Annotated in this window: 17 protein-coding genes; 15 read left to right on the top strand and 2 right to left on the bottom strand. The window is 43.1% G+C overall.

Translation table 11 applies throughout. The features are described 5' to 3' along the window. Window positions 1-140: 140 nt before the first annotated feature. Window positions 141-695, bottom strand: a complete 555-nt coding sequence (locus tag BMW98_RS19420) for a hypothetical protein (RefSeq protein WP_139177709.1) — start codon at window positions 693-695, stop codon at window positions 141-143. Between the two features lie 364 nt (window positions 696-1,059). On the opposite strand from BMW98_RS19420, the gene mraZ reads away from it, so the two are divergent. From mraZ to ftsZ, 14 genes are all read left to right on the top strand, one after another. Then, window positions 1,060-1,506 (top strand): division/cell wall cluster transcriptional repressor MraZ, encoded by a 447-nt coding sequence (gene mraZ, locus BMW98_RS19415; RefSeq protein WP_090261016.1) that lies wholly within the window; start codon window positions 1,060-1,062, stop codon window positions 1,504-1,506. A 4-nt stretch (window positions 1,507-1,510) separates the two neighbouring features. Then, the gene (gene rsmH, locus BMW98_RS19410; RefSeq protein ID WP_090261014.1) at window positions 1,511-2,419 is read left to right on the top strand and encodes a 16S rRNA (cytosine(1402)-N(4))-methyltransferase RsmH; all 909 of its coding nucleotides are present in this window, start codon (window positions 1,511-1,513) and stop codon (window positions 2,417-2,419) included. 1 nt (window position 2,420) lies between these two features. Then, window positions 2,421-2,795 carry an FtsL-like putative cell division protein gene (locus BMW98_RS19405; RefSeq protein WP_090261012.1) on the top strand — a complete coding sequence of 125 codons (375 nt, stop codon included), beginning with the start codon at window positions 2,421-2,423 and terminating at the stop codon, window positions 2,793-2,795. Further along, window positions 2,785-4,878 carry a penicillin-binding protein gene (locus tag BMW98_RS19400; RefSeq protein WP_090261010.1) on the top strand — a complete coding sequence of 698 codons (2,094 nt, stop codon included), beginning with the start codon at window positions 2,785-2,787 and terminating at the stop codon, window positions 4,876-4,878. Before BMW98_RS19405 ends, BMW98_RS19400 begins: the two co-directional genes overlap by 11 nt. Continuing rightward, window positions 4,878-6,347, top strand: coding sequence for a UDP-N-acetylmuramoyl-L-alanyl-D-glutamate--2,6-diaminopimelate ligase (locus tag BMW98_RS19395; protein ID WP_090261008.1), 1,470 nt, complete (start codon window positions 4,878-4,880; stop codon window positions 6,345-6,347). The genes BMW98_RS19400 and BMW98_RS19395 overlap by 1 nt, the downstream gene beginning before the upstream one ends. Before the next feature lie 2 nt (window positions 6,348-6,349). Next, the gene (gene mraY / locus BMW98_RS19390; protein ID WP_090261006.1) at window positions 6,350-7,564 is read left to right on the top strand and encodes a phospho-N-acetylmuramoyl-pentapeptide-transferase; all 1,215 of its coding nucleotides are present in this window, start codon (window positions 6,350-6,352) and stop codon (window positions 7,562-7,564) included. Between the two features lie 66 nt (window positions 7,565-7,630). Further along, window positions 7,631-8,968, top strand: a complete 1,338-nt coding sequence (gene murD / locus BMW98_RS19385; RefSeq protein WP_090261004.1) for a UDP-N-acetylmuramoyl-L-alanine--D-glutamate ligase — start codon at window positions 7,631-7,633, stop codon at window positions 8,966-8,968. After that, window positions 8,965-10,125, top strand: a complete 1,161-nt coding sequence (locus tag BMW98_RS19380; protein WP_317235008.1) for an FtsW/RodA/SpoVE family cell cycle protein — start codon at window positions 8,965-8,967, stop codon at window positions 10,123-10,125. Before murD ends, BMW98_RS19380 begins: the two co-directional genes overlap by 4 nt. Further along, on the top strand, window positions 10,122-11,237 hold the full coding sequence (gene murG, locus BMW98_RS19375; protein ID WP_245733654.1) for an undecaprenyldiphospho-muramoylpentapeptide beta-N-acetylglucosaminyltransferase: 1,116 nt from the start codon (window positions 10,122-10,124) through the stop codon (window positions 11,235-11,237). Before BMW98_RS19380 ends, murG begins: the two co-directional genes overlap by 4 nt. Further along, complete coding sequence (gene murC, locus BMW98_RS19370) at window positions 11,234-12,607, top strand: UDP-N-acetylmuramate--L-alanine ligase (RefSeq protein WP_090261002.1); 1,374 nt, start codon at window positions 11,234-11,236, stop codon at window positions 12,605-12,607. Before murG ends, murC begins: the two co-directional genes overlap by 4 nt. After that, entirely contained in the window at window positions 12,604-13,371 is a 768-nt protein-coding gene (locus tag BMW98_RS19365) for a cell division protein FtsQ/DivIB (protein ID WP_090261000.1), read from the top strand. The genes murC and BMW98_RS19365 overlap by 4 nt, the downstream gene beginning before the upstream one ends. An 8-nt stretch (window positions 13,372-13,379) precedes the next feature. After that, window positions 13,380-14,687, top strand: a complete 1,308-nt coding sequence (gene ftsA / locus BMW98_RS19360) for a cell division protein FtsA (RefSeq protein WP_090260998.1) — start codon at window positions 13,380-13,382, stop codon at window positions 14,685-14,687. An 88-nt stretch (window positions 14,688-14,775) separates the two neighbouring features. After that, window positions 14,776-15,129 carry a four helix bundle protein gene (locus BMW98_RS19355; RefSeq protein WP_090260996.1) on the top strand — a complete coding sequence of 118 codons (354 nt, stop codon included), beginning with the start codon at window positions 14,776-14,778 and terminating at the stop codon, window positions 15,127-15,129. A 54-nt stretch (window positions 15,130-15,183) separates the two neighbouring features. Then, a complete protein-coding gene (gene ftsZ / locus BMW98_RS19350) occupies window positions 15,184-16,761 on the top strand; it encodes a cell division protein FtsZ (protein WP_090260994.1) in 1,578 nt (525 codons plus the stop codon). A gap of 111 nt (window positions 16,762-16,872) precedes the next feature. Here the strand turns inward: ftsZ and BMW98_RS19345 are convergent, their stop codons facing one another. After that, on the bottom strand, window positions 16,873-17,400 hold the full coding sequence (locus BMW98_RS19345) for an NADPH-dependent FMN reductase (RefSeq protein WP_090260993.1): 528 nt from the start codon (window positions 17,398-17,400) through the stop codon (window positions 16,873-16,875). Between the two features lie 339 nt (window positions 17,401-17,739). Here BMW98_RS19345 and BMW98_RS19340 point away from each other — a divergent pair, with 339 nt between their 5' ends. After that, window positions 17,740-20,157, top strand: coding sequence for a TonB-dependent receptor (locus BMW98_RS19340; protein WP_090260991.1), 2,418 nt, complete (start codon window positions 17,740-17,742; stop codon window positions 20,155-20,157). Window positions 20,158-20,283: the final 126 nt, after the last annotated feature.

Raw genomic sequence — 20,283 nt, 5'->3', positions numbered from 1 at the left:
AGGCACTTCAGTTAGTTAGTAGTTTATTAGTATGTAATTTCGAGACTTTATGTGTCCACATTACTCATTGTCGAAACATAAACCCTCGTGCAATAGAAACAACCACTGATAAATTTACCCCTATTGCGGTATTGCTTTTTTTATTGACGGTACAATAAAATAATCCATTTCCAGTTGTCCGATACGCTTTCAGAAGGCTTGTACAAAAAGCGTCCGATGAATGCTTCGTTATTAATGAAAATCTCCGTGATTCCCAGGTTGTTAATGGCGTTCCATGTGCCGTCAAAATCTTCAGAATAAGGTCCGTCAATATCTTGCAAACTGGTGTATGTTGGAAAGCTTAAAGAATTTTCAATTTCATAAAAATCGCTGGGTGCAATAACAGGTGGGTGAAGTACTTGAGGTCTTCCGTCAGTGTTTAAAATGCCTTCAAAGATCTTTTCTTGGGTTGGGTCATAGTACAATGAAACAGATCCGTCTAAATCATTTTCTGCGGGGTCAGTGTCTATGTCTATCGGAATGTTGGAATAGTCAATGCTTATCTTTTCAAACTCAAGTGTTGCGCCTGCTTGTAGTTCTTCGGTTTTGTAGTCCACAATAAAAAGTAGCATTTGGCTCTTTTCTTTTGGTTCATCCACTTTGCTACACCCAAAAATAACCAGTACTAACAGCCCAATTAATTGGTGCTTTTTCATCCATACAATCATGTTGGTAAATCTAAAGAATAAACACCCTAATTGACAAAATTTGGTCTAATGGCAAGTAGTTTATTGGTCTTTTTTAACACATCGTTTCTTAAGGCCGGAAAACTGTCCCACCGTTTGCCACTTTAGTCCATTTTTCTTCCCTTAAATAATTCGTTTTCTTTTTTATGAGTGTAACTATCTGTTTTTCAATGAGAAATGATTTTTAGTTGTGGCTATGGTTTTCTGCTTTAATTATCTGGTATACTTGTTTTTAAGGCTTAAAAAAGCTACTTTTCTGAAAAAGTGGGAAAAAGTAGAAAAAAGTGGGGATATGTGGAGTACTTTTCTAACTTTGTATTAGTTCAGGTGTGTAATGGCTTTTTTTACTGGGGAATATGATTGTAAGCTCGATGCTAAGGGGCGCTTGGCTTTGCCTGCAAAGGTAAAGGGTGCGTTGCCTGAAGTGTCTGCTAATGAGCTTGTTCTCAGGAGGGGGTTCGAACCTTGTTTGGTGCTCTATCCTATGCTCGAGTATAAAAAGATTATTAATCGTGTTCGGTCTTTGAGTGAATTCAATGAGGATTACCGAAGGTTCCAGAGGAGTTTCTTTAGAGGGAATGTAGAGATGGAGCTGGATGGTTCGGGGCGGATCAACATACCAAAACGAATGATGGACTTCGCCAATTTGGAAAAGGAAGTTGTTGTTGTGGGGTTGGGTAACCGCGTGGAGATTTGGAATCCTGAGATGTATGAGGAGAACCTTATAAATGATGTCTCAGAGTACTCAAAATTGGCCGAGAAATATTTGGCTGAAGACTAACAAGATGTCTGATTATCATGTGCCGGTAATGCTTCAAGAGTGTGTTGGAGGGCTGGCGATTAAACCTGATGGGATTTATGTGGATGTGACCTTTGGTGGAGGTGGGCATTCAAAAGAAATACTGAAGCACTTGGGCGACAATGGTCGCTTGTTTGGGTTCGATCAAGATGTTGATGCCAAGCAAAATGCTTTAGCTATTGAAAATCGTTCTTTCACATTTGTTCAAGCCAACTTTAGGCATTTAAAACGCTACTTGAAGTTACATGGTGTTAAGCAGGTAGATGGAATTTTGGGTGATCTCGGAATCTCATCTTATCAGATTGATGCTGTGGAGCGTGGTTTTTCCATTCGTGGAGATGCTGAGCTCGATATGCGAATGGATAAAAATGCAAAGTTGACCGCTAAAAACGTGGTTAACGAGTATTCCGAAGAGCAGCTTCATAAAATTCTGGGAATGTATGGCGAAATAAAGAATGCCAAAACCCTCGCTTCGGCCATAGTGTCGCAGCGCTTTGGTGGTGCCATAAGTACTACCGGAGAGTTGATGGAGGTGCTAAAGGGCTATGCTCCTAGAAATCGCGAGAATAAATATTTCGCACAGGTTTTTCAGGCTATTCGAATTGAGGTGAATGATGAGATGGGTGCGCTGGAAGACTTTTTGGAGCAGTCGGCCGAGGTGATAAAACCGGGTGGTCGTTTGGTGATTGAAAGTTACCATTCGCTAGAAGACCGCATGGTGAAGAATTTCATCAACAAAGGGAAGGTGTTTGGCGAAGTGGAGAAAGATTTTTTTGGAAACGAATTAAAGCCTTTTAAGGCAGTGAATAGAAAGCCCATAGTGGCTGATCAACAAGAACTAACTAGAAACAGCCGATCGAGAAGTGCGAAACTTCGCGTAGCTGTTCGATTGTAATATGGCAGCAAATAGATTCAAGGCGAAGCAATCGGAAGGCGCTCCTGAAAGAGGGTTCTTTGGGTTTCTGTCTACCAAGCTCAAATTGACTGAGCTGGAGACGGGCTTTCCTGTTAAGTACTTGCCAAAAGTGCTTTTTGCTGTGCTGTTGGGTGTGTGTTATGTGTGGAATAGCCACTACGCAGAACGCACTACGCGCGAAATTGACCGCCTGGAAGATGAGGTGGAAGATTTGCGTGCTGATGTTACCACGCTGGAAGCAGACTACATGTTCAGTAGTAAGCAGTCTGAGGTTGCGCGTAGAGTGCAGCAGCTCGGATTAGAAGAAAGTAAGGAGCCGCCAATTAAAATCATTGTAGATAGCGATGAATATTAAGAGGTCCATACTGCTTCGGGTGCGTATTGCCTTTTTGTTAACCGTAGTCTTTGTTTTGGCTGTGGTTTATCGTTTGGTGCATGTCCAAATGATTGAAGGCGATAAATGGAGGCAAAAGGCTGAGGAGTACAGCCTTGATTATAAAAAAATTAAAGCTACCAGAGGAAGTATTTACTCGGCAAATAACGATTTGCTGGCTACTTCGCTGCCTTTTTATCGATTGGCGTTCGATCCTTCTTTGGTAGATGATGAAACATTTACGTCTAAAATAGACTCCCTTTCACACCTATTGTCGAATTTTTTCCGAGATCATTCTTCTGATTATTATAAGAAGAAGATCTCGGAGGCTCGGCAGTCTCGCAGTCGCTACATGGTTATTAACCGTGACTTAGTGAACTATCAGCAAAAACAAATGATGAATACCTGGCCGATTTTCAGGAAAGGCCAAATGCAAGGTGGGGTCATTTTTCATAAAGTAGACGAAAGACACAGACCATTTAGAACACTCGGTCAAAGAACAATTGGTTATGTAAAGGATGACTTTGGTGTTGGGATTGAATGGAGTTTTAATGACTACCTGGCAGGTCGAGATGGTGAAGGCCTCTTTCAGAAAGTAGCAGGAGGTAATTGGAAACCGGTGAATGCTTCGTCCGATGTGCGGCCAGAAGATGGGTACGATATACATACAACCATAGATGTTAACCTTCAAGATGTTGCCCAAAATGCTTTGCTGAGGGCTTTAATGCGTTATGAGGCTGCCTATGGAACGGTAGTGTTAATGGAGGTAAAAACAGGCGAGATCAAAGCGATTTCTAACCTGCAAAAAACTGCCAGCGGTCGTTATGCTGAATCTTACAATTACGCGGTACAGGGAACTAACGACCCGGGGTCTACTTTCAAGTTAGCTTCAATGTTAGCGCTGTTGGAGGCTGGCAAAGTTGATCTTTCGGATACCGTTGATACGGGTGAAGGTAGTATTGATTTCTATAACAGAACGCTTACAGATGTTAAGCGTGGAGGCTATGGTAAAATTACCGTGCAAGAGGTTTTCGAAAAGTCATCCAATGTGGGGATCGCCAAGTTGGTGACCGAGCATTTTGGAGAGAATCCTCAAGAGTTTGTAGATATCATTAAGAAGACGGGCTATGGTCAGCCACTCGATTTCCAGTTAATGGGCGAAGGGGTGCCATATATTAAAGATACTGACGATGAGTCTTGGTCTGGAACAACTCTGCCATGGATGTCGGTGGGTTATGAAACTTCGGTTACGCCTTTACAAACTTTGGCGCTATACAATGCGGTGGCTAATGATGGCCGAATGATTCAACCGATTTTAGTCAAGAGCATTAATAAGGCGAATCAGCCGGTTAAAACTTTTGAGGCCAAGGTGCTGAATAAGCAAATCGCCTCGGACGAAACGCTTGAGAAATTGCGTTTAATGCTTGAAGGGGTTGTAGAGCGCGGAACTGCGAAAAACGTAAAGAATGAATACTTCAAAATTGCTGGTAAAACAGGTACTGCACAGAAGTTAATTGATGGTAGGTATAGAACGCAGCATTACTATGCTTCGTTTGCTGGGTATTTTCCTGCCGATGAGCCATTGTATTCATGCATTGTAGTGATTGATGATCCTGATGGCTGGAACCGTTACGGAGGTGACGTTTCGGCTCCTGTGTTTAAAGAAATTGCGGACATGATTTATTCGCAAAACTTAGCTATCCATGATTCATTTCAAGCCGATTTGTTGGCGAATGAAGGGACGTTCCCTGTGATTCGCGCGGGCAAATTCGATGAGCTGAATAAGCTCTGCAATGAGTTGGGTATTTCAAACCATTTGGGAGATGAAGATGTGGATTGGGTGCGTTCGCAAGTAGATAATAATGCCATTATCTGGAAAAAGAATTACGGCTCGAATGAGCTAGTGCCAAACGTACAGGGGATGACGGTACGTGATGCTGTTTATTTATTAGAAAACAGCGGATTAAAAGTAAATATCTCAGGCTCTGGTAGGGTGCAAAATCAATCACTCAGACCTGGTGTAAGAATAAGTAAAGGACAAACGATAAGCCTCGATTTAGGTTAATGGCGCAACTGAAAGACATATTATATAAAGTATCGCTTCAGTCAGTTTCTGGCAATATGGAAACAGCGGTGGCGCAGCTTGCTTTCGATTCAAGAAAAGTAGCTGACGGTACTGCTTTTGTGGCCATTAAAGGAACACAGGTAGATGGGCATGAGTACATTGAAAAGGCCATTGAGGCTGGTGCTGTAGCTATTATTTGTGAGCACCTTCCCGAAAACTTGAATGAGTCCGTGACTTATGTTCAGGTAAAGGATTCGGAAGAGGCACTTGGTATTATGTCGGCCAACTTCTTTGGCAACCCTTCGGAAAAATTGCACTTGGTGGCTATAACCGGTACTAACGGAAAAACCACATGCGTAACCTTGCTTTATCAGCTTTTTAGAGGCTTGGGCTATAATACGGGCATGCTCTCCACCGTAGAGAACAAGATCAACGATGAGGTGCTCAAAGCTACGCATACTACACCCGATGCCATTACTATTAATGAGCTGTTGGCTCAAATGGTGTCGAAGGGTTGTACCCATTGCTTTATGGAGGCAAGCTCTCATGCCATTGTTCAAAGACGAATTGCAGGGCTAAAGTTCAAAGGGGCGGTATTTACCAACCTTTCGCATGAGCATTTGGATTACCATAAGACCTTTGACGAGTACATAAGGGCTAAAAAGCTGTTGTTCGATAACCTTCCGGCTGGCGCTTTCGCTTTGGTGAATTATGATGATAAGCGTGGTCCAATCATGCTGCAAAATACCAAGGCGTGGAAGCATAAATATGCACTCAAGTCATTTGCGGATTACAAGGCGAAAATCCTTTCCAATACCCTGCAAGGTTTGGAGCTAGATATAGATGGTCATACCGTTTGGTTTAAGCTAATCGGTGATTTTAATGCCTACAACCTTTTGGCGGTTTATGGTACTGCCATTTTGCTCGATGAAGAAGAGACAGATGTGTTGCAGGAGCTTTCTGCGGTAGATCCGGCTCGTGGGCGCTTCGAAATCGTACCGACAAAATCGGGTATTACGGCTTTGGTGGATTATGCGCATACGCCCGATGCTTTGGAGAATGTGCTTCATACCATTAAGGAGTTTAGAACGGGCAACGAAAAGGTAATTACCGTGGTGGGTTGCGGTGGAAATCGTGACAAAGAGAAGCGGCCAGTAATGGCAAAAATTGCCTGCGATTTTAGTGATAAAGTGGTGCTTACCTCCGATAACCCAAGGTTTGAAGAGCCAGATGCCATAATAGCAGATATGCAAACTGGGGTAACACCCGCCAATTTTAGAAAGACACTTGTGGTGGCAGATAGAAGAGAGGCGATTAAAACCGCTGTTTCGCTGGCTGAACCAAAAGATATAATACTGGTAGCAGGCAAAGGCCACGAAGACTACCAGGAGATCAAAGGAGAGCGATTTCCATTTGATGATAAGCTGATTTTAAAAGAAATGTTAGACCTAATCCATAGTCAAGACTAGGAATGCTGTATTACTTGTTTGATTATTTCGATCGTGAATTTGACCTTATGGGGGCAGGAGTGTTTCAGTACATCTCCTTCAGGGCTGTTATGGCCGCTGCAATCTCATTGTTGATCACGATTACCTTCGGTAAGAACCTAATCAACTTATTGCAAAAGAAGCAAGTAGGCGAGTCCATTCGTGACTTGGGCTTGGCGGGTCAAATGGAGAAAAAAGGCACCCCAACAATGGGTGGTCTAATCATTATTGCGGCCATTGTTATTCCTACTTTGCTCTTCGCGAAGCTTGAAAACATCTATGTGATTTTGCTTTTGGTAACCACGGTTATTTTAGGCGGAATCGGCTTTTTGGATGATTACATCAAGGTGTTTAGAAAGAACAAAGAGGGCTTAGCAGGTAAGTTTAAAGTTGTTGGTCAGGTTTCAGTTGGTCTGATTATCGGCTTAACGCTTTTCTTCCATGAAGATGTGGTGATTAGGGAGTTCAATGAGCCAGAAACTGTGCAAACAGAAGTAGTTTCTGAAGGCCCGAACTATGTTGATAAGAAGTCAACGGTAACCACCATTCCTTTTGTCAAGGACAATGAGCTTGACTACAGCAAGTTCAACCCAACGGATAGCGATATGGTTACGGCTGCCATCTACGTGTTGATCGTGATCTTCTTCGTTACAGCTATTTCAAACGGAGCCAATATTACCGATGGTATAGATGGTTTGGCAGCGGGAACTTCGGCCATTATAGGGCTTGCGCTGGCCATTTTTGCCTACATATCAGGTAATGCCATTTTCTCTGACTATCTGAATGTAATGTTCATTCCAAACTCTGGTGAGTTGGTGATTTTCTGTACCGCTTTTGTTGGAGCCTGTGTAGGTTTCTTATGGTACAACTCTTACCCGGCACAAGTATTTATGGGCGATACGGGTAGCCTTTCATTAGGTGGTGTAATTGCCGTGTTAGCACTAGTGCTTAGAAAAGAATTATTGATTCCCGTTTTGTGCGGAATCTTCGTGATAGAAAACCTCTCTGTAATCATGCAGGTGAGCTATTTCAAATACACTAAAAAGAAATATGGTGAAGGCAGAAGAATCTTCAAGATGTCTCCGCTTCACCACCATTACCAGAAAATGGATATCCCAGAAGCCAAAATCGTTACGCGATTCTGGATCATAGGTATCCTGCTGGCAATTATGACTTTAGCAACGCTGAAGTTGAGGTAAAGATATTACACCCAACTCTCCCCCTGTTTAGGGGGAATACAAGGGGGTAAGAAGTAGAAAAGAAATTTGAAAACGACACTTATCATATTAGGCGCTGGAGAAAGCGGAGTTGGGGCAGCCCTTTTAGGGCAAGCCACGGGGTATGATGTGTTCGTTTCAGATTTTGGTCAAATCAAAGCGCCAATTAAGGCAGAGTTGAATGCAGCAGGAATTGACTTTGAAGAAGGTCAACATTCTGAAGAGCGAATTCTAGCGGCTGATTTGATTATTAAAAGCCCGGGGATTCCTGAGAAAGCGCCTTTAATAAAAAAGCTTAGAGCTGCTGAAAAGGAGATTATCTCTGAAATAGAGTTTGCCGGAAGGTTTACAAATGCGAAGCTGATAGGTATTACCGGAACAAACGGTAAAACCACCACTACGCTCCTTACTTATCACTTGCTGAAAGAGGCGGGTTTTAATGTAGGCGTTGGCGGCAATGTAGGAAAGAGTTTCGCGCGTCAGGTTTTGGAAGAAAACCGCGATTGGTATGTGTTGGAGTTGAGCAGTTTTCAACTTGATGATACACATGAACTGAATTTAGAAATAGGAGTCTTGTTGAATATCACGCCAGACCATCTAGACCGATACGACTATGACTTTCAAAAATATATCGCATCTAAGATGCGCATATTTCACCTTGTACACCTGGGCGGTTGTGCTGTCTATTGGCAGGATGACACCCAAATCGGGGAGAACGTTCAAAATGTCACTCGTGACTTGAATGTGTATCCCTTTTCGCTCAGCGCAGACGGCACTGAGATTACACATATACAAAATGATAGGTTGTTTTATGTCCCTAATGATTTTGAGGTATCTGCCCCCAGAGCAGATATCTCAATCAAGGGACTACACAATGCGCTTAATGCCATGGCTGCGGGAAATGCCGCCCTTTTGGCAGGTGTTAGCGAAGCAGATTTGCTAAAAGGGTTGAAGACCTTTAAGAATGCTGAGCACCGCCTTGAGCCAGTAAGAGTATTGAATGATGTGGAGTACATCAACGATTCGAAAGCAACCAATCTTGATTCTGTAAAATACGCCCTCGATGCGTTTTCGGCTCCACTTGTGTGGATTGCCGGTGGCGTGGATAAGGGGAATGACTATAGCATAATTGAAGCCTTGGTTCAGGAAAAGGTAAAAGCCTTGATCTGTCTAGGGACTGATAACAGCAAACTGATTGCCTCATTTGAGCCGGTAGTGCCAAAGGTAAAGTCTACCGATGACTTGATTGAAGCAGTAAGATGGGCGAAGGAAATGGCCGCCCCTGGTGATGTGGTTTTACTCTCACCGGCATGTGCCAGCTTCGACCTGTTTAAGAATTACGAGGATAGAGGAGAAAAATTTAAAAGTGCAGTACTAGCGCTATGATGAACAAACTAAAAATATGGACTGATAAGCACATTCAAGGCGACCCAGTAATCTGGGCTGTAGTGGTGTGTCTTTCTGTGTTCGGCATTTTGGTGGTTTACAGTGCTACGGGGTCTCTTGCTTACAGAGCCGGTGCTGCTAACGAACATTTCCTTGTTCGCCATGCAATGATGGTGGGCTTGTCACTTTTTGTGATGTGGATAGCCCATAAAGTGGATTATAGATACTACTCTAAGATTACGCGAATTGCTCTACTGGCTTCAGTGCCATTGTTGCTTTACGCATGGTTGTTCGGTGCTAGCCATAACGATGCTTCAAGATGGATCAGTCTACCGTTTATCGGTTTGCAATTCCAGCCTTCCGATTTGGCTAAAATGGCTTTGATTGCTGCTTTGGCTACAATGTTGGCCAAGCGTCAGCAGAATATCGGAGATATTAAAGAATCACTTATTCCGATGTTAGCGTGGTCATTTGGCATCTGTTTGCTCATTGCTATGACGAACATTTCAACAGCGGTACTACTCTTCGTAACCTGCATGCTACTCTTCTTTATTGGTAGAGTGCCGGTTAAGTATTTAGTCATGCTTGTGGTAGTTGGCGCTTTTGCAGGACTCATCGCCATGAAGGTTGGTCAGCGTGGTGAAACGGCCATAAATCGTGTAACAAGTTTCTTAGACAAAACAGAAATCCCTTACCAAGCGCAGCAAGCGAACATTGCCATTGCAACTGGTGGTGTAATGGGCAAAGGACCAGGTAATAGCGTTCAAAGAAACTTTTTGCCCGAGGCTTATGCGGATTTCGTGTTTGCCATCATAATTGAAGAATACGGAATTTTTGGTGGAGTGGTAGTGCTACTACTCTACCTTATTTTACTCTATCGTGGTATGCGAGTAGTGGCCAATAGCGATAGGGCTTTTGGAGGGCTTTTATCGGCCGGACTCACTTTCTTAATAGTGATTCAGGCATTAGTAAATATTGGTGTAGTGGTTGGGCTTGGACCGGTTACGGGACAAACGCTTCCACTTATAAGTATGGGAGGAACGTCCCTGCTATTTACAGGGCTTTCATTAGGGATTATCCTGAGTGTTAGCCGTGGCGAAACAGAAGATGTTTCGGCAATCAATGGTGAGTTGAAAAATTCAATGAGAACAGCTTGAGCGAGATCAAAGAACCATATCGAATCATAATTAGCGGAGGCGGAACTGGTGGACACATCTACCCGGCCATTGCCATTGCTAATGCATTCAAGGAGCGCTTTGAAGATGCCGAGATTTTGTTCGTTGGTGCTGAAGGCAAAATGGAAATGCAAAAAGTACCTGAAGCGGGGTACAAGATCGAAGGGCTTTGGATCAGTGGATTGCAAAGAAGACTCACGCTCGACAACCTTTCATTTCCATTTAAGGTGTGGAGCAGCTTGTTGAGAAGCCGAAAGATCATGAAGCGCTTTAAGCCACATGCGGTGGTTGGTGTTGGGGGCTACGCTTCTGGGCCATTGTTGCGCGTGGCGGTAAAAAGGAACGTTCCGGCTGTAATTCAAGAACAGAATTCATATGCCGGTTTGACAAATAAATTACTGGCTAAAAAGGTCAGAAAGGTTTGTGTGGCTTACCCAAATATGGAGCAATTCTTTCCTGCTGAAAAGGTGAAGCTTACTGGAAATCCGGTAAGGAAGGATATAGCCGATTTAGCTGGTAAGAAGGAAAAGGCCCTTGATCATTTTGGCTTTAACGCAGCGCAGCCAGTGCTAATGGTTTTGGGTGGAAGCCTTGGGGCAAGAACCCTAAATGATAGCATGATTGAGAACATGCAGAAGCTAATTGATGCTAAAGTGCAGGTGATTTGGCAAAGTGGTCGCTTCTATTTCGAAGAGATGAAGCAAAAGCTTGCCCAGTTTGAAGGTACAGAGTCAATCAGGTTGTTCGAGTTTTTGAAAGAAATGGACTTGGCTTACGCTTCGGCCGATGTGGTAATAAGCCGAGCAGGTGCGTTATCGGTTTCTGAGCTGAGCATTGCAGGCAAACCAACGGTTTTTGTGCCTTCGCCAAATGTGGCTGAAGATCACCAAACCAAAAACGCCAAAGCCATGGTGGATAATGGTGCTGCTGTGTTGGTGAAAGATGTAGACGCACGAAAAGTATTGATAAATGAAGCGTTGGCTTTGATTAACGACAATGATCGAAAAGCGCGCTTAAGTGAAAATATTAAGGCATTGGCTAAGCCAAATGCTGCAAATGAAATTGTAGACGAAATAGTCGAATTGATCGCATGAAGTTAGATCAGATACATAAAGTTTATTTCCTGGGTATCGGTGGTATCGGTATGAGTGCTTTGGCCCGTTGGTTTAAGCATAATGGGAAAAATGTGTCTGGTTACGATCGCACCGAAACCGCTTTAACCAAGCAGCTTCAGGCAGAAGGTTTTGATATTCACTTTGAAGAAAACCTTAACCTGATTGACGATAAAGTGAAGGAGGATAAGGAACGCACTTTAGTGGTGTATACGCCTGCAATTCCAAAGAATCATGGCGAATGGATGTGGTTTCAGTTGCAGGGTTATACAATCATGAAGCGCTCGCAGGTGCTGGGTGTAATTACCCAAAATATGAAGAGTGTGGCAGTGGCCGGGACACACGGTAAAACCACTACTACTTCAATGATTGTGCACTTGCTAAAAAGCTGCGGAATCGACTGCACGGGCTTTTTGGGAGGAATTTCTGCGAACTACAATACCAATATGGTGCTGAATGAAAATAAGGACAGCATCGCAGTAATTGAGGCCGATGAGTTCGATCGCTCGTTCCTTACGTTGCACCCGAATATTGCGGTGGTTACCGCAACCGATGCCGATCACTTGGATATCTACGGTGATAAGTCGCATTTAGAAGAGTCTTTCCGCCTGTTTGTAAAGCAAATAAAGGAAAACGGTAAGCTTTTCGTGAAGAATGAGATCGCTAAGGGAGTAGTAACAGACGAGACTTTGGATGTGAGCCTTTATGGTTTTAAAGGAGAAGGTATTTCGGCAAAAAACTTCCGGATTGAGGAAGCGAGTTTTGTGTTCGATTATCAAAACGGAGCTACGAATATTGAGGGGATACGCTTGAATGTACCTGGTTACCACAACGTGGAAAATATGCTCGCGGCCATCTCGGTTACCGACTTATTGGGTGGCGATGGCGAAGCAATCAAGACCGCTGTGTCAAGCTATCGCGGGGTGAAAAGAAGATTTGAGTACATCATTAAAACCGATGCGCTCACTTATATAGATGACTATGCGCATCATCCGGTGGAGATTGAGGCGCTACTGAAGTCTGTTCGTGATTTATATCCGAACAAAAAGATTACGGCCATATTTCAGCCGCATTTGTTCTCGCGTACGCGCGATTTCGCTGCTGAATTTGCCGAAAGTTTATCGCTTGCCGATGAGCTCATTATGCTGGATATCTATCCGGCCAGAGAGTTGCCAATGGAGGGTGTAACATCTGAGATCATTTTGAAGGATGTGAAACTTGAACAAAAGCAAATTGTTGCAAAAGAAGCATTGGTAGATACAGTGCTAGCAAGCAAGCCTGAAGTACTATTGACAATAGGCGCAGGCGACATAGATAAAATGGTTCAACCTTTAAAAGAGTCATTGCTATGAAAAAGAGAGAAACAATTTTCAGGGTTTTGGGCATTGTTGCCGGGGTAGTCACCTTGGTGCTTTTAGTGAGCTTTTCGCCTAAAAACTTTATGGGCTACCGTGTCGAAGATATTGATGTGGAGATTGAAAATGCCTTTGAAAACTTTTTTATAGATGAGGAAGATGTGCTCGAACTCATCATGTCGAACGAGGGTGATTCTATTCTTGGCGATGCCATGGGTAGAGTGAGTTTAAAGGAGGTTGAGTCGCGTATTGAAAGCCACAGCTTTGTAAAGAATGCGGAGGTTTACAGAGACCTAAAAGGACATTTGGTGGTAAAAGCCATTCAGAATAAACCGGTAGCTAGGTTGGTTTCGCCACGCGGACAAAATGCATACATCGGTGAGTCGGGTGAACTGTTGCCTGTATCGCTAAAATATACCGCAAGGGTGCCGGTAATCACGGGTCGATATGTGGATGCATTAATGGAAATGAGCAATGTGCAAGACGATGAATATGCTATGAAAGTAAAGGCGCTGGTCGACTTTATTTTGGCCGAAGAGTTTTGGAGAATGCAGGTAGCTCAGCTAGATATTGATAGCGAAGGAAATATAAATATGTACACGCAAATAGGCGACCAAACCATTGAATTTGGTAAGGCTACCGATGTGGAAAAGAAATTTAAGAAGCTCAAAATCTTTTATAAGCAGATTATGCCAACCAAAGGTTGGAACACTTACGACAGAGTAAATTTAGCTTATAAGGATCAAATAATTTGTGAATAACCAACGCCATGCAAGACAATAAAATAGTAGTAGGATTAGACATTGGAACAACAAAGATTTGTGCCATTGTTGGAACCAAAAACGAGTACGGGAAGCTCGAAGTTTTGGGGATGGGTAAGGCCGTTTCTGACGGTGTTATCAGAGGTATTGTTACTAACATCGACAAAACCATTTTGGCTATTGAAAAAGCAATTGCTGAGGCCAGTGAGCAGTCAGGAATTGAGATCAATGTAGTGAATGTGGGTATCGCAGGTCAGCACATTAAAAGCTCCATTCACCATGGCAGCATTACCCGCGACCGCATCGATGATGAAATTACAGTTGAAGACCTCAACCGACTTTCTAATGACGTGCATAAAATTGTAATGCCTCCTGGTTGCGAGATCATCCACGTAATGCCACAAGATTATATTGTGGATTATGAAGATGGCATCAAAGATCCTGTGGGAATGTCTGGTGTTAAGCTAGAAGCCGATTTCCATGTGATCACAGCCCAAACCAATGCAATTCGCAACATTAATAAATGTGTGAAACGTGGTGGGCTGGAGATCGAGAATCTGATTCTTGAGCCATTGGCATCGAGCATGTCGGTATTGAGCGATGAAGAGAAAGAGGCTGGCGTTTGCTTGGTAGATATTGGTGGTGGTACTACAGATGTAGCCATTTTCCACGATGGGATTATTCGCCATACGGCAGTTATTCCTTTCGGTGGTAATATCATTACAACAGACATTAAGGAGGGCTTAAAGGTAATGCAGAACCAAGCTGAGTTGTTAAAAACTCGTTTCGGTCGTGCCATTGCCGAAGAGGCTAATCCTAATGAGATCGTTTCAATTCCCGGCCTAAGAAACAGACCTCCAAAAGAAATTTCTATCCGTAACCTAGCCCATATTATCGAGGCTAGAATGGAAGAGATCATTGAGTTGGTACACGCAGAAATCATTACATCGGGCTATAGCAGCAAAATGGCGGGCGGCATAGTAATTACTGGTGGTGGTTCTCAGTTAGCAGGTATTCAGCAGCTGTTCGAATATATGACGGGCATGGAGTCGCGTATTGGTTACCCGAATGAGCACCTTGGTAAGTCGAAGATTGAGGCGATTAAAAGCCCAATGTATGCTACCACAGTTGGTTTGGTGCTTTCAGGTTTCCGCGCTATCGATGAGCGTGACAATAGATATGTAGAGTCGAAAACCACTAACATGACGCGCAGAGAAGCGAAAAGCGTGAAGAAAGGCTCTGAATTCTTTACCAAGCTCATCGACAAAACTAAAGGCCTTTTGATGGATGATTTCCATGACAAGGGAGAGTATTAGTAAAGAGCGTGAAGCTTGATGCTAGTAGCTTGAAGCAGGAAAGTAAATGACTTTCCGAAGCTAAATTGAAACTTAACGGACACACAAGATGAGTTTTAGATTTGAAAGGATGAAAATCTGGGTTGAAGCAATGGACTTAGGTGAAGAGATAAACGGTCTCTCATACAAGTTTCCCGATAGGGAGAAGTTCAACCTTTCAAGCCAGATTACTAGAGCGATTGATTCGGTGGCCTTGAATATTTCTGAGGGGTCCATTGGTCAATCAGATGCCGAATTCAGTAGGTTTCTAGGGTATTCCGTCAGGTCAATAGCAGAGGTTGTTACTTGTCTTTATAAGGCTAGAAATAGAAAATATTTAACAGAGGATGAATTCAAAGTCAATTACGACAGGTGTTTCAGCCTCTTAAACATGATAATAGCATTTAGGAAAAATTTGAAATAACTGCTGTGAGCTTCAGGCTTCAGGCCGCTGGCTCCCAGCTTAAAATAAAACATCATGGCAGATTCTTATATGTTTGAACTTCCTACGCACCACAAGTCGATCATTAAAGTGATTGGTGTTGGCGGTGGTGGAAGCAACGCAGTAACCCACATGTTTAATCAAGGTATTAGAGATGTGGAATTTGTAGTATGTAACACCGATGCGCAAGCATTGAAAAGCACGCCTATTCCCAACAAACTCCAGATTGGGGTAACTTCTACCGAAGGGCTGGGAGCCGGTGCTAACCCCGAAGTGGGTAAAAATGCAGCAATTGAAAGCAAAGAGCAGATCAGGGAAATGCTCAGCAACGATACCAAAATGGTATTTATTACCGCAGGTATGGGCGGTGGTACCGGAACCGGTGCAGCCCCTGTAATTGCTAAAATTGCTAAAGAAATGGACCTGCTAACGGTAGGTATTGTTACCGCTCCGTTTGGTTGGGAAGGCCGCAAGAAAACGCAGGCCGCCAATACAGGAATTGCAGAGTTGAAAGAAAACTGCGATACCGTACTGGTAATTCTAAACGATAAGCTTCGTGAGATCCACGGCAACTTGCCAATTAGCAAAGCTTTTGGCGAAGCCGATAACATTCTAACGACTGCGGCTAAAGGTATTGCCGAAATCATTACAGTACCTGGTTATGTCAATGTCGATTTTATGGATGTTCAAACAGTGATGAAAGGTGCTGGTGCAGCCGTTATGGGTTCTGCCATTACCGAGGGCGAAGGCCGTGCATTGCGCGCTGCCGAAATGGCCATTTCATCTCCTTTGTTGAACAACAAGGATATTCATGGTGCTAAGAAAATATTGCTATCCATTGTTTCTGGGGAAGAAGCCGAGCTACAAATGGATGAACTCAGCGAGATTACAGAATACATTCAAGACAAAGCTGGTGAAGAGGCAGAGGTTATCTTCGGTCACGGTATTGACCAAGATCACGGCCAGAGCATCAGCGTAACAGTAATTGCTACAGGTTTTGAGGCTACTGAAGTGAAGCCAGCTTATGAGGAACCGGTAAAAAAGGTCATCGACCTGGAAACCAGTCGAGAAATCGAACATAGAAACGAAGATTCTCTTTCACCTAAACAATCGCAGACTTCCCTTTTCGATGCTTCTAAAATGGAATCACGACAGCAGCCCGAGCCTGAAGCACCTCAAAGGTCAGTACAAGAAAAAGAAGAGGAAGAAGATGATAATATGACATCGGGCTACTCTTTTTTGAGCAAGCTGGCTTCTAAATACGAAATCGAAGAGTACCCATCAAGAGCTCCGCAAGAGCCAGAAATGGAGGAAAGAAACAACTCTTTGGATAATGATTTCTATGAGGAGCGAAACAGAAACTTTTTAGAAGTAAAAAGAAGAAAGCTACAAGAGCAAGCGAGAATGAGGGAGGAGAGATTGAGAGGCAGCTCAAGCGATACTTTCCGTCATGACGATATTAAGGAAAAGCTAGAAGTGCCGGCATATCAGCGTAAGCAAGTAAGGCTAAGCGACAATATGCCTTCTTCTGAAAGAAATGTTTCCCGATACAATCTAAACGATGACGATGAGATTATGGGCGACAACAAATTTCTACACGACAATGTAGATTAACCTAAACTTTACCACGGAACGGTTAAAGTTTTGATAGACAAAGAACAGCCTACTGCCATGGGCTGTTTTTTTTATTCCCACGATTTGAATCGTGGGTTATCATATCTGTTTCTAAAACGCTACCAATTTTTCTGCTTGCTGATGAAGCAGCGTATTGTAAAGCTCGTTGGTAATGCGTTTGCCGTCAAAGTTTCTTTCAATGCCTGATAGCTTTGGCTTAAGTGCCAGCACGTGCATACCGAGGTAATTAAAAATATCGGTGAGGTGAGACATGGCAATAAGGCTGCCCTGAACCCCAGAAGATACGCCAATCATAGCGCCTTTCTTATCGCGAATGCCTTCCGGGTATTTAAATCCATCGATAAAAGCTTTGAGTACACCAGGGAAAGAGCCGTTGTATTCAGGAACCACAAATACCAGCTTATCTGCAGACTGTACCTTTTCGCGGATTTCGTTAAATGCCTCATTCTTGCCATTATGCTCATAAAGGGCATTGCCAATAAAATCGCCAGGCAATTCGGCAAGATCTACAATTTGAATACGCTCATCAGTTTTAGTGCTGAGAATTGCTTTGTAGTACTCTGCAATTTGAGCGCTTACTGAATTCGTTCTGTTGGTTCCTACTACTATTGTAATCATTTGCTTAAATCTGCTGCAAAACTAAAGCGATTTGCCATGATCGCTAAATTCTGTCGGTCTAAAATAACATGTACATACATTTAATTGTTTTTTGATCTTTAAGGTTCCTTGAAGGAACAATACGGCTGGTTCTCAGTGAAAGCTGCGCGGCTATTTTTAAGTAAACCGCTTCTTCACAGCTTATACCCAATTCTAGGAGGATAGTATATCCCAAAGTATCAGACCTCATATTTTTCGATTATCACTAGAACTAGTGATTCACTTTCACCACCAATAGTGATTGCAGCGGTTTTTGCCCACCTATACCTTTGTGTCTATTAAGAATCAGTCTAAATAAATATGAGGAAACTATTACAACTAATTGTATTGCTATTCATAACACTGAATGCATATGCACAAAGCGGTACCATTAAGGGTCGTGTACTCGACAACAACCAACTTCCGTTGCCGGGGGTAAATGTTGCTGTTTTAGGTACGCAGCAAGGTGCCATTACAGATATAGATGGTGAATTTACTATTAGCGGTGTGGCTACTGGTCCGGCAACGCTCAAGCTTTCATTTATTGGTTTTAAAACCTTAGAAATTGAGTTAAATGTAGACGGCCGTACTACCGAGCTTTCTGAAATTACACTTTACGAAGGAAACGAAATCCTTCAGGATGTGGAAGTAACTGCGGAACGTACCAACAAATTCTCGCGAGAGGAAACTGCATACGTGGCCAAGTTGCCTTTAAAGGACATGGAGAACACGCAGGTTTATACTACCATTACCAACGAGCTGTTGGTGTCGCAAACGGTAACCAACTTTGAAGATGCCTTGAAAAACGCAACTGGTGTAGACAAACTCTGGACATCTACCGGCCGTGGTGGAGACGGTGCTGGCTACTACAGCTTGAGAGGTTTTTCAGTACAACCGCAATTGGTAAACGGAATGCCAGGTTTAACCAACGGAACCATTAACGCAGCCAATATTGAGCGCATTGAGGTGTTGAAAGGGCCATCGGCTACACTGTTTGGTAACTCTGTGGGCTCTTACGGTGGTATCATCAACGTGGTAACCAAAAAGCCTTATGCTGGACAAGGTGGAATGGTGGATTATACCACTGGGTCTTTTGGCTTTAATCAGTTAACAGCCGATTTCAACGGAGCATTGGATAAAGAAAAGAGCGTTTATTTCCGCTTGAATACTTCATATCAAACCAAAGGGAGTTTTCAGGATGCGGGTATGAGAGAGACTTTTTTTATAGCCCCTTCATTAACCTATAGAGCGAATAACAGGCTTAGCCTTTCTTTCTACGGAGAGATTACAAAAGCCGAGCAAACAAACCCAACCATGCTATTTTTGAATAGAGCGGTACCAAGTGCAGCTTCCAATCTTGAGGAGTTGGGTTACAACAGAAACCTGTCATTCACTAGCAATGCATTAACATTAAAAACGCCTACTTCTAACTTTAGAGGTGAGGCTAGCTATAAGCTTTCGGACAACTGGACATCGCAAACAGTGGTTTCAACCAGCCACACCATTACCGATGGTTACTATTCTTACCTATACGATTACGGTGTTTACCCAACAAATGTATTCACTCGTTTAATCAATAAGCAGAATGGCCAAACCAACACTTTCGATATTCAGGAAAACCTGATTGGTGATTTTAAAATCGGCAACCTAAGAAACCGATTTGTGTTTGGGATAGATTACCTAACGGCTACTTCAAGCGATTACAGCTCTGGCTATGCTTTCTACGGAAGTGTTTCTCCTTCAGGGCAACTTTATGCAGACAACCCATTAACGCCTGAGGTTGAGACAGGGCCATGGGCATTGACTACTGCTGGGGTAGATGCTGCACTGGCTAATCAGCCAAATGGCTCAAACAAGGCTACTCAAAACGTGATCAGCTCTTATGTTTCTGATGTGATCAACTTTACCCCAACACTTTCGGTAATGGCAAGTGTACGTTTGGATAGATTTGAAAACGAAGGTGATCTAGAGGGGGCTGGCGCTTACGACCAAACTACTTTGTCTCCTAAGTTTGGTGTATTGTATCAGCCAATAGCCGATAAACTTTCAGTTTTTGCCAACTACCAAAACAGCTTTAACAATGTAGGTCCTGCGCTTGTGGGCGATCCAAATGATGGTCCGCAAACATTAAAGTCTTTCGACCCTGAGCAGGCTAATCAGTTGGAATTCGGTTTCAAAACCAATCTATTCTATAACAGATTGAATGCTACGGTAAGCTACTACGGCATTACTGTTTCGGATAAGGTAATGGCCGATCCAGATAATCCTTTCAACCAAATACAGGCAGGAGAAGTAACCAGCAGCGGTTTCGAAATTGAGATCAATGCTAATCCGGTGGCTGGTCTGAACTTTAGAGGTGGTTATACCAACAACGAAAGTGAAGTAATTGAAACGGACAATGACAACCAATTAGGCACAAGACCTTTGGAAGCAGGGCCAAAAGAACTTTACAACTTTTGGGCTACTTACGAGGTTCAGAATGGTGCTTTAACTGGTATTGGCTTTGGATTCGGAATCAACGGATCTAGCGAAAGAGCAGTGCTTAACTATGCTAACACGGGCACTTTTATGCTGCCTAAGTATACCATTGGTAATGCTTCGGTTTACTATCAACTGGAGAAATTCCGAGTGGGACTAAAAGTGAATAACTTATTTGACGAAGAGTACTACTCTGGCTGGTCTACGATTACACCACAAGAGCCAAGAGCGTACCTTTTGAGTCTACAATACAAATTCTAACAGTAGTAATTCAGCTCACGGGTGCCGTAGCGTATGGTTTTAGGTCCATACAAGCGGCACCCTTCTTTGGTTTTTACACATATGGTCACAATATCAATTATACTCTGCCTTTTGGGAAGTTTTTTC

Origin of the sequence: Roseivirga pacifica (genome assembly GCF_900111145.1) — a bacterium.
GTDB classification, from domain to species: Bacteria; Bacteroidota; Bacteroidia; order Cytophagales; family Cyclobacteriaceae; genus Roseivirga; species Roseivirga pacifica.
Note: the sequence above shows the minus strand (reverse complement) of the source record. Positions and strands in the feature narration are given on the sequence as shown.

Bases quoted from the DNA above. Each gene is read 5' to 3' on its own strand.
- rsmH (WP_090261014.1), top strand. From the start codon at position 1,511: ATGTCTGATTATCATGTGCCGGTAATGCTTCAAGAGTGTGTTGGAGGG.
- BMW98_RS19395 (WP_090261008.1), top strand. From the start codon at position 4,878: ATGGCGCAACTGAAAGACATATTATATAAAGTATCGCTTCAGTCAGTT.
- BMW98_RS19340 (WP_090260991.1), top strand. From the start codon at position 17,740: ATGAGGAAACTATTACAACTAATTGTATTGCTATTCATAACACTGAAT.
- mraY (WP_090261006.1), top strand. From the start codon at position 6,350: ATGCTGTATTACTTGTTTGATTATTTCGATCGTGAATTTGACCTTATG.
- murC (WP_090261002.1), top strand. From the start codon at position 11,234: ATGAAGTTAGATCAGATACATAAAGTTTATTTCCTGGGTATCGGTGGT.
- ftsZ (WP_090260994.1), top strand. From the start codon at position 15,184: ATGGCAGATTCTTATATGTTTGAACTTCCTACGCACCACAAGTCGATC.
- BMW98_RS19380 (WP_317235008.1), top strand. From the start codon at position 8,965: ATGATGAACAAACTAAAAATATGGACTGATAAGCACATTCAAGGCGAC.
- BMW98_RS19365 (WP_090261000.1), top strand. From the start codon at position 12,604: ATGAAAAAGAGAGAAACAATTTTCAGGGTTTTGGGCATTGTTGCCGGG.
- BMW98_RS19345 (WP_090260993.1), bottom strand. From the start codon at position 17,400: ATGATTACAATAGTAGTAGGAACCAACAGAACGAATTCAGTAAGCGCT.
- mraZ (WP_090261016.1), top strand. From the start codon at position 1,060: ATGGCTTTTTTTACTGGGGAATATGATTGTAAGCTCGATGCTAAGGGG.
- BMW98_RS19355 (WP_090260996.1), top strand. From the start codon at position 14,776: ATGAGTTTTAGATTTGAAAGGATGAAAATCTGGGTTGAAGCAATGGAC.
- BMW98_RS19420 (WP_139177709.1), bottom strand. From the start codon at position 695: ATGAAAAAGCACCAATTAATTGGGCTGTTAGTACTGGTTATTTTTGGG.
- BMW98_RS19405 (WP_090261012.1), top strand. From the start codon at position 2,421: ATGGCAGCAAATAGATTCAAGGCGAAGCAATCGGAAGGCGCTCCTGAA.
- BMW98_RS19400 (WP_090261010.1), top strand. From the start codon at position 2,785: ATGAATATTAAGAGGTCCATACTGCTTCGGGTGCGTATTGCCTTTTTG.
- ftsA (WP_090260998.1), top strand. From the start codon at position 13,380: ATGCAAGACAATAAAATAGTAGTAGGATTAGACATTGGAACAACAAAG.